Here is a 13712-nt window from a genome sequence, read left to right as displayed (position 1 = left end):
GATGGAACAGCAGGCACGAGTGCTCCTGGATGATGGTGAATTCTTGGTCGAATTCCTATGTACCAGGCCTCGTGCTTGCCCTATGTCATGGCCCCGTCCTGGCCCACCTATCCGCGCAATCTCTAAGTCACACCGGAGAAGGTTCAGTGGGGTTGCCCCTCGTGGCATGATGGAGGAATAGTTCCGTTACTGGAGAGAAAGTTGTGACTACATGAAAAAGAAGCTCCGGGTGAGGTCGTACCTCATCGCCGGATTCCTGGGAGGTGCGGCCTTGTTCGCCGCCCCGGCGGCGGGGGCCCAGGAGCTTCCCGGTGACCCGGCCGGCCTGATCGAGCAGGTCCAGGGGGACCTGGCGGACCTCGGCATCTCCGGCCCGGAGGTCGATGCTGTGGCAACCCAGGCCACACAGGCCGTGGAGCAGGCCTCGGGCCAGGTGGCCGAGGTGCGGGAGGAGATCTCCACCCAGGCACCACAGCTCGCCGAGGACGCCACCGGTTACGCCGGGAACATCGACGGTCCGAACTACCACTGGCGCGAGGACACCGCCTCGAAGGCGTTGGCCGGCTCATCCACCGGACCGGTCCTGCAGCGGGTGGCCGGCAGCTGGTTCGACGCTCCGGACGTGCCCCAGGAGTCCCGGGACGCCGAGGCGCGCGGCGTCTCGCTCTACGGGCCGGGCACCCCGGTCTACGTCGGTGACACGATGATGTGCACCCTCGGGGTGGCCGGGCACGATGCGGCCGGCCGCAAGATCGGCCTGACCGCGGGGCACTGCGGCGATCAGGGGGACCCGGTGATGTCGGCGGATTCCCATGGGGTCGGGCAGTCCGGCACCGTGGTCGGCGGCAACAAGGCGTTGGATTACTCGGTGGTGGAATTCGGCGACAACGCCGAGGTGTCCAACTCCTACAACGGAGTGACGGTCAACTCCGTGGGCGGTCCTGCCCCGGCCACCGGTGAGGTGCTGTGCAAGCAGGGCGTGGCCACCGGCCACACCTGCGGCAACACCTGGACGGCCAGCGAACAGGTCTCCATCACCCAGGTCTGTGCCATGCAGGGCGATTCCGGGGCCCCCGTGATGCGGGGTGACCAGGTGGTGGGCATGGTCTCCGGCGGGCTGCTGCCCTTCCACCAGCTGCAGTGCCAGAGTCCGCTGCAGGGACAGCTGTTCATGCCCACCGTGGTGACGAACATGTCCAACGTCATGGCCGACCTCAACGCCACGGGCGGCCCGGGAGCGGGCTTCCGCGTGGGTTAGCGCAGGCGATCGAGCACGGCGTCGTGAAGCACGCCGTTGGTGGCCACCGCGTCACCGCCATGGGGGCCGGGGGCACCGGTGAGAGAAGTGAAGGTGCCCCCGGCCTCTCGCACGAGCACGGACAGGGCCGCCAGATCCCAGAGGGAGACCTCCGGCTCGGCGGCGATGTCCACCGCCCCTTCGGCCACCAGGCAGTAGGAGAAGAAGTCCCCGTAGGCGCGCAGCCGCCACGTCTGTTCGGTCAGGGCGAGGAACTCGTCCCGCAGCCCGCGTTCCTGCCAGCCGGCCAGGGAGGAGAAGGAGAGGGAGGCGTCAGCGAGGTCACTGACGCCCGATACCGCCAGTTTGGCCGGTGATCCGCCGTTGAAACTGCGCCAGGCGCCACCGTCCTGCGAGGCGTACCAGCGGCGCGCCAGGGCCGGCGCGGAGACCACTCCGACGACCGGCTCGCCGTCGACGAGCAGGGAGATCAGGGTCGCCCAGACGGGAACGCCGCGCACGTAGTTCTTGGTGCCGTCGATCGGGTCGATGACCCATTGCCGGCCGGTGTGCTCGAGCTCGCCGCCGAACTCCTCGCCGAGCACCGCATCCGTGGGCCGCAGCTCGGCGAGCTTGGCACGCAACGCCTCCTCACAGGCCAGATCCGCATCGGAGACCGGGGTCATGTCGGGTTTGGAGTCGACCTGGAGGTCCGTGGCCTCGAAGCGGCCGAGGGAGATGCCGTCGGCGATGTCCGCCAGCTCCAGGGCGAGGGCGAGATCGTCTGCGTAGTGAGTCATACCACCCGATTGTAGAGCGCTAGGCCGTCAGCAGGCCGACCACCTGTTTCACCGCCTGCGGATTGCCCGCCAACGACCAGGTGACCCCGCCAGCCTCGACCTTCGTGCACGCCCCGCCGGCCCCCTCGACGAGTGCGCGTCCGGGGAGCCAGTCCCAGTCCGCGACGGAGTGCTGCAGCCACACGTCCTGCGTGCCGTCGGCGACGGACGCCAGGTCCACCGAGGCCGAGCCCAGCATCCGGACCGTGGCGAACTGCCTGGTCACCCGCAGCCACGCCTCGCGGGTGGTCTCCTCGCCCATGAACCGCGGGTGCAGGTAGGTGGCCAGGCACAGCTGCTCGACCGGGGCATCAGCGAGCTTGTCGACGCCGCGGCCGTCGCGCTCGGTGGGCAGGCCCGGGCCGCCGAACCAGGTGTAGCCCATGGCGGGGCGGTGGACGGCCCCCAGGATCAGCTGCTCCGGGTCGGTGGTGTTCCCCTCCGCCAGCGCGAGGGCGGAGCACCAGTAGTCGGAGCCGGCGGTGAAGTTGTAGGTGCCGTCCACCGGGTCGATGACCCAGACCCGGCCCGACGCCGATTCCCGTGCCGCGCCCTCCTCGCCCAGGATGCCGTCCTCGGGGCGGAGCTGTTCCAGTGCTCCCGCGACGAAACGCTCGGCGGCGCGGTCGGCATCGGTGACCACGTCCGAGACCGAGGTCTTGTACTCGGTTTCCACGCCCATCTCCCGCATCCGCCAGGCCAGCCGCCCGGCGTTGTAGACCAGGGCCTTGGCCAGGCGGTCATCCGGGTCGGATTCGTGGGAGATGACGAAGGTCTTGGTGATCGCGTCGATCATGTCAGAAAGGGACTGCGGGTTCTCAGGGGTAGACATGGACTCCATTGTGCCTTGTCCGGCCACCGGCGCGTCGGGCAGGCATACGGGGGCGAGGAACCTTCATGAACTGGTGTTTCCTCCCCTGCTGGCGTATCGGCGTGTTCGGCACGGTCCCGGGACTGATGGGCCTGGACCCCTCGCTGTGGGGGCTGGTCGCGGTGCTCGGGCCTGCCAGTCAGGACGAGACCGGTTTGTTCGGGGGTGATCATCGCGTTTACGCGGTACATCCTGCGGCACCGGGATCCGCTGCCGGCCCCGGCGACGTAGGAGCGGCTGCGTCAGGCAGGTAGGATGTGGTGTCATGCGATCGGAAAACAGCTCAACTCTGGAACACCTGGACCAGACTCTGACCACCATCGAGAAGATCATGGACCCCGAGGAGCTGTCCGCGCGTGTCCGTGAGCTGGAGGCGCAGGCCACGGATCCCTCCCTCTGGGACAACCCGGACCACGCGCAGCAGGTCACCTCGGAGTTGTCCAGCGTGCAGTCGCAGCTGCGCAAGCTGAGGGACCTGCGCCAGCGGCTCTCGGACCTGCCGGTGATGTACGAACTCGCCGAGGACGAGGAAGGCGGGGAGGAACTCGCCGACGCCGAGCTCGCGGACCTCAAGCGGGAGGTCGAGGCGCTCGAGGTCAAGACCATGCTGGCCGGCGACTACGACCAACGCGAGGCCGTGATCAACATCCGCTCCGGCGCCGGCGGCGTGGACGCGGCGGACTGGGCGGAGATGCTCATGCGCATGTACACCCGCTGGGCCGAGAAGCATGACCACAAGGTCGACGTCTACGACATCTCCTATGCGGAGGAGGCCGGCATCAAATCCGCCACCTTCGTCGTCCACGGCGATTACATGTATGGCCAGCTGTCGGTCGAGCAGGGGGCGCACCGTCTGGTGCGGATCAGCCCCTTCGACAACCAGGGCCGCCGCCAGACCTCCTTCGCCGAGATCGAGGTGCTCCCGGTCGTGGAGACCACCGACCACATCGACGTCCCGGACAATGACGTCCGCGTGGACGTCTACCGCTCCTCCGGCCCGGGCGGCCAGTCGGTGAACACCACCGACTCCGCCGTCCGGCTGACCCACATCCCGACCGGCATCGTGGTCACCTGCCAGAACGAGAAGTCCCAGATCCAGAACCGGGCCTCCGCGATGCGGGTGCTGCAGGCCAAACTGCTGGAGAAGAAACGCCAGGAGGAGCGGGCGGAAATGGACGCCCTGGGTGCTGGCGGCAACGCCTCCTGGGGCAACCAGATGCGCTCCTACGTCCTGCACCCGTACCAGATGGTGAAGGACCTGCGCACTGACCATGAAGTCGGCGATCCCGCCAAGGTGCTCGACGGCGACATCGACGGTTTCCTGGAGGCCGGCATCCGCTGGCGTATGGCGCAGCAGCAGAAAAACGCCGACGGGCAGTGACCCGGGCCTCGGGGACCCGGTGACACTGAGTTCCCCCGGATGATCACTTCGGGCACTTCTGGTTGGCTACAGTGTGGAACGTGATCACGTTTGACTCGGTATCCAAGATCTACCGGACGTCTACCCGGCCGGCGCTGGACAATATCTCGCTCACGATCGAACAGGGCGAGTTCGTCTTCCTCATCGGCCCCTCCGGATCCGGCAAGTCAACGTTCCTGGAGCTGCTGATCCGTGAGGAAAACGTCAGCTCCGGTGACATCCGGGTGGGGGACTTCCACGTCAATGCGCTGCGGGGAAAACGGATCAACCAGCTGCGCCGCCGGATCGGCTACGTGTTCCAGGACTTCCGCCTGCTACCCAAACTCAACGTCCACGACAACGTCGCATTCGCGCTGGAGGTGATCGGGACCAGGAAGAACGAGATCGCCCCCGCAGTGGCCGAGACCCTCGACATGGTCGGGCTCGGCGCCAAAGCGGAACGCATGCCGAACGAGCTCTCTGGTGGCGAACAACAGCGGGTGGCCATCGCCCGGGCATCGGTGAACCGGCCGCTCGTGCTGCTCGCGGATGAGCCGACCGGCAACCTGGATCCCAGCACCGCCGATGAGATCATGAACCTGCTGACCCAGATCAACCGCGCCGGGACCACCGTCATCATGTCCACGCATAACGCCCGCGCGGTCGATGACATGCGCCAGCGCGTGATCGAGCTTTCGCTCGGCAAGCTCGTCCGCGATGACGCCCACGGTGTCTACGGCGAGACCCGCTAGCTGCAGCAGGAACCGGAAAGAGGAACACGGCATGAAACTCGGCTTCGTCCTCCGCGAGACCTTCCGCGGGATGGGACGCAACATCACCATGGGCATCGCCCTGGTCATCACCACCGCGATCTCCCTGGGTCTGCTGGCCACCGGGTTTCTGGTCACCCAGGTCACGGCGGACACCAAGGCGATCTACCTGGACCGCATCGAGGTCATGGTCCAGTTCGACGAGGAAACCTCGGCCGGGGACACCGACTGCTCTTCCGGGGCCTGCCTGGAGGTCCGTGAACAACTGGAATCCGCCGATGGCGTCGAGGGCGTGACCTTCCGCTCGCAGGCGCAGTCCTACGAGCGCTTCGTCGAGGTCTTCGAGGACACTGACCCACAGCTGGTGGAGGAAACCTCCCCCGACGCACTGCCGGCCGCCCTGCACGTCCGGCTGGAGGACCCCCTGGATACTGCGCCGCTGGACGCCGTGCGGGATCTGCCCCAGGTCAGTGCCGTGGTGGATCAGGCAGATGACCTGCGCGGTGCAGTGGACAACCTGGATTCACTGCGCTGGACCACCTTCCTCCTCGCCGGCCTGCAGGTGATCGCGGCGGTCTTCCTCATCGCGAACATGGTCCAGATCGCCGCCTACAACCGCCGGGAGGAGATGTCGATCATGCGCATGGTCGGAGCCTCCCGCTGGTACACCCAGGCACCCTTCGTGCTGGAGGCCGTCCTGGCAACTCTGCTGGGGGCGGCCCTGGCTGCCGTCGGGCTGCTCGCCGGCAAACACCTCGTCCTCGACAACGTCATGCGCGGACTCTACGACTCCCGCCTGATCGCGCCGGTGACCACCGCTGATATCTGGCAGGTCATCCCGGTCATCGGGGTACTCGGCGTAGTGTTGGCCGTTATGACCGCAGAAATCACCCTCCGCTTCTACGTACGGAAATAGACATGACCTGGACACTTTCCCTCGCCGTCGCCTCCGCCGGGGTCGGTGCCGCGAAACTTGGGGTGGCCGGCACCCCGCAACTCGTCGGTTTCTTCCCGGCGGTGGACCGCGCCATGGCGTTCGCCGCGAAGGGGGAAGCCCCGCGGTTGCCGGACTCCGTGCTGCTGCTCGTGCCCGGCAGTCTGAGCGACCACGACCTGAAGTGGTATCTCGGGGAGATCGTGATCGCCGGGGTCCCGGCGGATAAGACCACTGTCACCCTGATCCCGGACGTCCTCGCCGACAGCTACGGAGCTCCCGTGGTGCTCGCGGACGCCAGCTGGAAGAAGATCGTCACGGCTGACGGTGTCGTGACGGACCTCGCGCCGCACTACCTCGACGACCTTCCGGCGGGCACCACACTGGTTCTGGCCGGCCACCCCACGGAGCGGGAGAAGGTCGACGCCACCGGGCCGGGTACGGTCCATCTCGACTTCCCGCAGATCGCGGCGCTGGCGTTCGGGCCGGCCGGCGGGGATCCACTGCCGTCCCCGCATGACGAGCCCGCCCCCGCGAACCCGGGTTCCCCGGCCGCTCTCAAGATCGGCCTGCTGGTGCTCGCCGTCATCGTTGTCGTTCTGGCGCTCTGGGCTCTGGTCTAGGATACGGACATGACGTGGTCACTGGGCTTGACTGTCGGGCCGGGTGGCTTCGGTTCGGCGATCCGGAGCGAATACGGCGAAGTGCACCTCCTCGGGGTCTTCCCGACGATCACCCGCGCGGTGAACGCGGGCTCCCTCGCTGCCCCGGATGAACCGCCGGAGAAGATCGTCCTGGTCCATCCCGCCGGGATACACGCGAATGAACTGGGGCGCCACCTGGGTAACCTCGCCATTGCGGGGTTGGACGGCCAGGACATCGAATTGCGCAGCGATGTCGAGGTGCTCGTCGCCGTCACCGGTAACCGCGTCCTGCTCATCGACGCCGATCTCGACCTCATCGCCGGGCATCCCGGCAAGACGGCGGCTTTCGACCCGGACCGGCTGGCGGAACTTGTCGCCCGGGACCCCTTCAGCACGACCGTCGCGTTGACCGGGCACCCGGAGGTGCGGGACCGGTATCACGTGGCTGCCCGTGATTATGCCCCGATGCTCGTGGAACGGCCCGCCCTGGCGGCGCTGGCGCTCGGCCATCCCACCACCTCCGCCCTGGTCTCCACCCCGCGCACCGCAACCCCGCATCTGCGGAGCCCCTCGAGGGCACAGCGGTACTTCTTCATTGTCATGGTGGCCCTCGTCATCCTGGTGGCGTTGTGGGTGGTCCTGGTTCTTTGACGCGCCCTGTACCATGGGGGACGATATGGCCAAGAAGAAGAAAAACAAGCAGGGCCTGGACGGCCAGGTGATCGCCAGCAACCGCAAGGCGCGCCACGATTTCCGCATCCTCGAAACCTACGAGTGTGGCATCGCCCTGGTGGGCACCGAGATCAAGTCCCTGCGCGAAGGCAAGGCTTCTCTGGTCGACGCCTTCGCCACCATCGACGACGGCGAGGTGTGGCTCCGCGGCCTCCACATCCCCGAATACTCCAGGGGCTCCTGGACAAATCACCCGCCCAAGCGGAACCGCAAACTGCTGCTCCACCGGCGGGAGATCGACAGCCTGATGGGCAAGGTCCGCGACGGCAACAAGACCCTGATCCCGTTGCAGCTGTATTTCAAGGACGGCCGTCTGAAAGTGGAGCTCGGCCTCGCCCAGGGCAAGCAGGACTATGACAAGCGCCAGGACATCAAACGTCGCACCGAGGAGCGAGAAGTGGTTCGTGAACTCGGCCGCCGGGTGAAGGGCATGCCTGGATGAGCGTCCACACCGTGAAGATTCACGACCTCGACGACACGGTGGTGTCGGGCGTGCGCGTGCTCGTCGATCGGCTCTGGCCGAGGGGGATCAAAAAGAAGGACCTGGACCACGACGAGTGGCTCAAGGACGTCGCTCCCTCTCCGGAGCTGCGCAAGTGGTTCAATCACGACCCGGAGCGCTTCGAGGAGTTCTCCCGACGCTATGAGGCTGAGCTGGATGAGGGGAATGAGGACGTGGACAAGCTGGTCAGTCTGGCGGAGAAGGGCGACGTGACCCTGCTCTATGCCGCCAAGGACCGTGAACACAACCATGCGGTGGTTCTGGCGCACTGGCTGTGTTCCTGACCTTTTCCGCCCCGGGGCCGCTTCGGCCATGAGTTCGAAAAAGGGGTTGCTTTTTGCTCGGGGAGGGAGTTAAACTGAGTCCTCCACCGGGGATAGAGCACACTCCCGACCCGGTGGTGACGCGGGGCTGATTTTGGTTTCGACTTCGTGAATTAAGCCAGGGGAAGCGTGCCGGTGCAGGCTGGAGACCACCGTAAGCGTCGCAGCACACTGATAAGCGCCGAGAACACTCAGCGCGACTACGCCCTCGCTGCCTAAACCAGCGACCGCGTGTCTGTCAGCCCGGTAAGGTCTCTGTACCGGTGTCTGGCATCGACTAAAGAGACTTGCCGTCCGGTCGCGTCAGCGGGGCCGGACGGGACTTCCACCGCTGACTGGGCCCATCATCCGGACATGTTCGTCTGATCCGGAGGGCCGAGGAGAGATTCCGCGCGAACTGCGCACGGAGAAGCCCTGGCGAGGTTGCGAAGGACCCGGGTTCAATTCCCGGCAGCTCCACCGAGGGGGAATCCCCACACCTGTGATGGTGTGGGGATTCCCCTTTTTCTGCGCTCTACCAGGGTAAACGGTAGATTCTGATGTGTTGCGTGACGTTGCACAGTGTGGTGTGTGGGAGACACGTCAGAGGCGCGGCAGACACGTAAGAGGGTCCTTCGTGGGTAGGGGATAGGTAGTGGGCTGCCGGAAAGCTGTGCGTTACATCAGCTGTGGCGGGGGTGGTGATCTAGCTCGCAGTAGTCCGATCCACGCTGGTGGGCGCGTCTGTGGAGGGTAGCCGGAGTCAAAAAAGAACTGGAAAGGTTTGGCTTAGGTAAATAAGCTGTGTTAGCTTCATTTTAAGGTACCCTTACCTCACTAACTTAGACTTCAATGGCCCCGGGCGGGCCGAGATTCCGGAAAAGGAAGACATGGCGAAGACTCGTATCAAGCTGGTTTCTGTTGTTGCTGCCGCAGCTCTCGTGTTGGTCGGTTGCTCCTCTGAGTCGGGGAGTGGTTCTGAGAACGCTTCCGGCACCGAGGCCTCGGCGGCCGCCGGCGAGACCATCACCATCGAAGACAACCACGGCTCCCAGGAGGTCCCGGCGAATCCGGAGGCCGTCGCGGCCACCGACAACCGCGCATTTGAGCTGCTTGACCGGTGGGACGTCGATCTGGTCGCCGCTCCGGTCCAGCTGGTGCCGTTCACTGTCACCTCCTACAAGGAAGATGACAGCATCGCAAACATGGGAAGCCACCGCGAGCCGGATCTGGAGGCCCTGACCGCGGCTCAGCCCGACCTCATCATCAACGGCCAGCGGTTCTCCCAGTACTACGAGGACATCTCCACGTTGAACCCGGACGCAGCGATCGTGGAGCTGGACCCGCGTGATGGCGAGCCGCTGGACCAGGAGCTGATCCGCCAGGCGGAAACCCTCGGCACGATCTTCGGCGAGGAAGAGGATGCCCAGGCACTGGTCGACGACTTCAACGAGGCTCTCGAACGCGCGAAGTCGGCCTACGCAGAAATCTCCGACCAGACCGTCATGGCGGTCAACGTTTCGGGCGGCAACATCAACTACATCGCCCCCTCGGTCGGCCGCACATACGGCCCGCTCTTCGATCTCGTGGGGATGACCCCGTCGCTCGAGGTGGGTAACGCCTCCTCCGACCACGAAGGCGATGACATCAACGTCGAAGCCATCGCGGAGTCCGATCCGGACATCATCCTGGTGATGGACCGGGACGGTGGCACCAATACCCGGAACGAAGACTCCTACACGCCGGCGGAGCAGATCCTCGAGGACAGTGCGCCGCTGAGCAACGTCACCGCCATCAATGAAGACAAGGTCTTCTACGCGCCGGCCGACACCTACACCAACGAGAACATCATCACCTACACCGAAATTCTCAACGGTATGGCAGACCTCTTCGAGGAAGCCGCGAACAACTGATCATGCCAGGTGAGGGCGCCGTCCGCGACCAACCACGCGACGGAACTCTCTGGTAATGGGGAGGTCGACCCGGAACACCGGGGCGGCCTCCCTTGTTGGCTTTGATTAGTCGACCCTTACACTGAAAATTGAAGGGTGAGTCGCTCGATGAGGGCCGACTTCTCCACCGAATCGGAAAACCTGTAGGAAACAAGGAAAGTTCATGCCATGCAGTCAGCCGCACACCACCGTGCATCGGAAGGGGTGAGTTGATGTCGACCGCCTCGTCCGCATCCGCGGAGCCGGCCGTCTCCACCGCCCCCCGGGAACGGAGCAACCGAACCCGTGGAAAGCTCCTCGACTGGAAGCTGCTCATCGGCGTGCTCGTGGTCCTGGGCCTGCTCGCGCTTTCGCTGGCCACCGGACAATACGACATTCTCGGTGGCGAAGACGGCACCATGATGTTCGAGACGGTACGTGTGCCACGAACCATCTCGCTGGTCCTGGCCGGTGCCGCCATGGCAATGTCCGGACTGGTGATGCAGCTGCTGACCCAGAACCGGTTCGTCGAGCCGACCACCACCGGTACCACCGAGTGGGCGGGACTGGGACTGCTGTTTGTCATGTACTTCATCCCGGCGGCGACGGTGATGGACCGGATGCTGGGCGCCGTGGTCTTCTCCTTCGTCGGCACCATGATCTTCTTCATGTTTCTGCGTCGTGTGACGCTGCGGTCCTCCCTGATCGTCCCGATCATCGGCATCATGCTCGGTGCGGTGGTCAGCTCCGTCTCCACCTTCTTTGCGCTCCAGACCGATATGCTCCAGCAGTTGGGCATCTGGTTCGCCGGTTCCTTCAACACGGTCTATGCCGGGCAGTACGAGGTGCTGTTCGTCGTCGTGCTGGTGGTGATCGCGGTGTTCTTCTTCGCCGACCGGCTGACCGTGGCGGGGCTCGGTGAGGAGGTGGCCACGAACGTCGGTCTGAACTACAACCGCATGATCCTGTTGGGCACCGGTCTCATCGCGATCGCCACGGGCGTGGTCACCGTGGTCGTCGGCAGCCTGCCGTTTCTGGGTTTGATCGTGCCGAACATCGTCTCCATGTTCCGCGGCGATGATCTGCGGTCGAACCTGCCCTGGGTGTGCTTGGCCGGCGTCGCTGTGGTCACGGTGTGCGACCTCATCAGCCGAACCATCATCGCACCGTTTGAGATCCCGGTTTCCGTGGTCCTCGGCATCATCGGCGCCGTGGTTTTCATCGTCCTGATCGTGAGGCAGCGTGGTCGTGGATAAACACATCGAGAATAAGACGACTGACCTGGAATACCGGGAAACCTACTACGAGTCCGACGTCGTTGAAGGCCATGCGCCTGAGCCGGTAGCCCGGCTGAATGGGAAGGAGCGCAGCGCCGGCGCCTTCCAGTGCGCGAAGTCCCGCCGCAAGTACTGGATCATCCTTTCCTCGATGGTCGTCCTCGGACTGCTATTTACTGCCGGGCTGATCTGGTACGACAATCCGATGCCCGTCACGCACCCCGGATTCCGGTTGATCGCCGAGCGCCGACTGGAAGCAGTTCTCGTGATGATCATCGTTGCGGTCTGCCAGGCACTGGCGACCGTCGCCTTCCAGACGGTGACCAATAACCGGATCATCACGCCGTCGATCATGGGGTTCGAATCCCTGTACACGGTCATCCACACGGCCACCATCTTCTTCCTCGGTTCCACGGCACTGCTCCAGACCCGGAGTCTGAGCATGTTCCTGGCGCAGATGGGGGTCATGGTTCTCCTGACCCTGGTGCTTTACACGTGGCTCCTGTCCGGAAAACGCGGCAACATGCATGCGATGCTTCTGGTGGGCATCATCTTGGGCGGGGGACTGGGGTCGGTCGCCACATTCATGCAGCGCACCCTGACACCGTCGGAGTTCGACGTCCTCTCAGCCCGGCTGTTCGGCTCAGTCAACAACGCGGAGGCCGAGTACTTCCCGATCGCCATTCCACTGGTGGCTATTGCCGGGCTGCTCCTGCTGCTCAGTTCCCGCAGGCTGAACGTGATCGCTCTGGGTAGGGAAGCGACGACCAACCTCGGCGTCAATCACCGGGCATCCGCCATCTTCACGCTGATCCTGGTGTCGATCCTGATGGCGGTATCGACCTCCCTGGTCGGCCCGATGACCTTCCTCGGCTTCCTCGTCGCCACCCTGGCGTACCAGTTCGCCGATACCTATGATCACCGGTTCGTTTTCCCCATGTCGGTGACGATTGCGTTCGTGGTCCTCACCGGCTCGTACTTCATCATGAACCACATCTTCAACGCGCAGGGTGTTGTCTCGATCATCATCGAGATGATCGGCGGCAGCGTCTTCCTGTTCGTCATTCTCAGAAAGGGCAGACTGTGATCACGTTAACCAATGTCCGCAAGGACTACTCCAGTGACGTCAAGATCGGTCCGGTGGATCTGGAGATCCCGGCTGGGGGGATCACCGCGCTGGTGGGTCCCAATGGTGCCGGCAAGTCGACGCTGCTGACCATGGTCGGCCGACTGCTCGGCATGGACGAAGGACAGATCACCGTCGCCCAATATGACGTCACGAAGACCAAGTCCAAGGACCTGGCCAAGATCATCTCCATCCTCCGCCAGGAGAACCACTTCGTCACGAAGTTGACGGTCCGTCAGCTCGTCGGTTTCGGGAGGTTCCCGCACAGCAAGGGGCGGTTGACTGAAGAAGACGAGCGGATCATCTCCCAATACATCGACTTCCTCAATCTGAGTGAGCTGGAGGACCGTTACCTCGATCAGCTGTCCGGCGGGCAGCGGCAACGTGCGTATGTGGCGATGGTCCTGTCTCAGGAGACCGACTACGTCCTCCTCGATGAGCCGTTGAACAACCTGGACATCGCACATTCGGTGGAGATGATGAAGCACCTGGAGCACGCGGCGGCCGAGTTCGGACGAACCATCATCGTCGTTCTCCATGACATCAACTTCGCCTCCCGGTATGCGGACTACATCGTGGCGGTGAAGCACGGTCAGATCGAGAAAATGGGTACGCCGGAGGAAATCATGCAGGATGACGTTCTCTCCAGTATCTTCAACACCCCGATCGAGGTCATCGACGGACCGAACGGAAAAATCGCCTGCTATCACTGACGGCGGCCCGTTCCACCCGTGAAACCCCGGGCGATGAAGAGATTTTTCAGTGGCCCCACCGGTCCTTTTGCCGGTGGGGCCACTACTCGTTGGGACCGTAGAGAAGGAAACCCTACTGACCAGCGAATTTGTCGAAAATCGTAGAGGTGCGTATATTCATCTTCACCGCCGCAGCGAGTAACCGAGAGGTTAACGGCTAGTAGCGGTAAAGATTTACACGATTTGGGGTTGAGAAGATCAGCCTGCTAGTGTAAATTACGACGAGCTGCTCAGCGGAAAGATCCGGAAGGGTGTTTCAGCGGGTGTGCTGATGTTGTGTGAGAACTCAATAGTGTGCCATTCATATTTTTTGTTTGTCGTGCCCGCATCATCCCTGATGGTGGTGGGGGTGGGTCATGCCGGGTGGCAGGGTCACACCTGTCACGGTAAAGAACG

Annotated in this window: 14 protein-coding genes and 1 other RNA gene; 13 read left to right on the top strand and 2 right to left on the bottom strand. The window is 64.1% G+C overall.

Going from position 1 to position 13712, the window contains the following annotated elements:
• The first annotated feature begins 211 nt into the window (after positions 1–211).
• On the top strand, positions 212–1258 hold the full coding sequence (locus tag ACQCVD_RS15190; protein ID WP_426824626.1) for a S1 family peptidase: 1047 nt from the start codon (positions 212–214) through the stop codon (positions 1256–1258).
• On the opposite strand, the gene hisN is transcribed toward ACQCVD_RS15190, so the two are convergent.
• Entirely contained in the window at positions 1255–2037 is a 783-nt protein-coding gene (hisN, locus tag ACQCVD_RS15185) for a histidinol-phosphatase (RefSeq protein ID WP_426824625.1), read from the bottom strand. The two genes, ACQCVD_RS15190 and hisN, sit on opposite strands and share 4 nt — an antisense overlap.
• 19 nt (positions 2038–2056) lie before the next feature.
• Positions 2057–2917 carry an inositol monophosphatase family protein gene (locus ACQCVD_RS15180; protein WP_426824623.1) on the bottom strand — a complete coding sequence of 287 codons (861 nt, stop codon included), beginning with the start codon at positions 2915–2917 and terminating at the stop codon, positions 2057–2059.
• A 295-nt stretch (positions 2918–3212) separates the two neighbouring features.
• Here ACQCVD_RS15180 and prfB point away from each other — a divergent pair, with 295 nt between their 5' ends.
• The 12 genes from prfB (at position 3213) to ACQCVD_RS15120 (ending at position 13277) form a co-directional block, all read left to right on the top strand.
• Entirely contained in the window at positions 3213–4328 is a 1116-nt protein-coding gene (gene prfB / locus ACQCVD_RS15175; RefSeq protein WP_426824621.1) for a peptide chain release factor 2, read from the top strand.
• Positions 4329–4408: 80 nt separating this feature from the next.
• The gene (ftsE, locus tag ACQCVD_RS15170; RefSeq protein WP_426824620.1) at positions 4409–5098 is read left to right on the top strand and encodes a cell division ATP-binding protein FtsE; all 690 of its coding nucleotides are present in this window, start codon (positions 4409–4411) and stop codon (positions 5096–5098) included.
• Between the two features lie 31 nt (positions 5099–5129).
• Positions 5130–6032 (top strand): permease-like cell division protein FtsX, encoded by a 903-nt coding sequence (gene ftsX, locus ACQCVD_RS15165; RefSeq protein WP_426824619.1) that lies wholly within the window; start codon positions 5130–5132, stop codon positions 6030–6032.
• 2 nt (positions 6033–6034) lie between these two features.
• Entirely contained in the window at positions 6035–6673 is a 639-nt protein-coding gene (locus ACQCVD_RS15160; RefSeq protein WP_426824618.1) for a hypothetical protein, read from the top strand.
• Positions 6674–6682: 9 nt separating this feature from the next.
• Positions 6683–7345 (top strand): hypothetical protein, encoded by a 663-nt coding sequence (locus ACQCVD_RS15155; protein WP_426824617.1) that lies wholly within the window; start codon positions 6683–6685, stop codon positions 7343–7345.
• 25 nt (positions 7346–7370) lie between these two features.
• Positions 7371–7868 carry an SsrA-binding protein SmpB gene (smpB, locus tag ACQCVD_RS15150; RefSeq protein ID WP_426824616.1) on the top strand — a complete coding sequence of 166 codons (498 nt, stop codon included), beginning with the start codon at positions 7371–7373 and terminating at the stop codon, positions 7866–7868.
• Positions 7865–8212, top strand: coding sequence for a DUF488 domain-containing protein (locus ACQCVD_RS15145; protein WP_426824615.1), 348 nt, complete (start codon positions 7865–7867; stop codon positions 8210–8212). The genes smpB and ACQCVD_RS15145 overlap by 4 nt, the downstream gene beginning before the upstream one ends.
• A 123-nt stretch (positions 8213–8335) precedes the next feature.
• Positions 8336–8713: a transfer-messenger RNA gene (gene ssrA / locus ACQCVD_RS15140) on the top strand.
• Between the two features lie 407 nt (positions 8714–9120).
• A complete protein-coding gene (locus ACQCVD_RS15135; protein ID WP_426824614.1) occupies positions 9121–10143 on the top strand; it encodes a siderophore ABC transporter substrate-binding protein in 1023 nt (340 codons plus the stop codon).
• A gap of 251 nt (positions 10144–10394) precedes the next feature.
• On the top strand, positions 10395–11417 hold the full coding sequence (locus tag ACQCVD_RS15130; RefSeq protein WP_426824613.1) for an ABC transporter permease: 1023 nt from the start codon (positions 10395–10397) through the stop codon (positions 11415–11417).
• Positions 11410–12525, top strand: coding sequence for an iron chelate uptake ABC transporter family permease subunit (locus ACQCVD_RS15125; RefSeq protein WP_426824612.1), 1116 nt, complete (start codon positions 11410–11412; stop codon positions 12523–12525). The genes ACQCVD_RS15130 and ACQCVD_RS15125 overlap by 8 nt, the downstream gene beginning before the upstream one ends.
• Positions 12522–13277, top strand: a complete 756-nt coding sequence (locus ACQCVD_RS15120) for an ABC transporter ATP-binding protein (RefSeq protein WP_426824611.1) — start codon at positions 12522–12524, stop codon at positions 13275–13277. Before ACQCVD_RS15125 ends, ACQCVD_RS15120 begins: the two co-directional genes overlap by 4 nt.
• Positions 13278–13712: the final 435 nt, after the last annotated feature.

Origin of the sequence: Corynebacterium halotolerans, assembly GCF_050107895.1 — a bacterium.
Lineage (GTDB): Bacteria > Actinomycetota > Actinomycetes > Mycobacteriales > Mycobacteriaceae > Corynebacterium > Corynebacterium halotolerans_B.
Note: the sequence above shows the minus strand (reverse complement) of the source record. Positions and strands in the feature narration are given on the sequence as shown.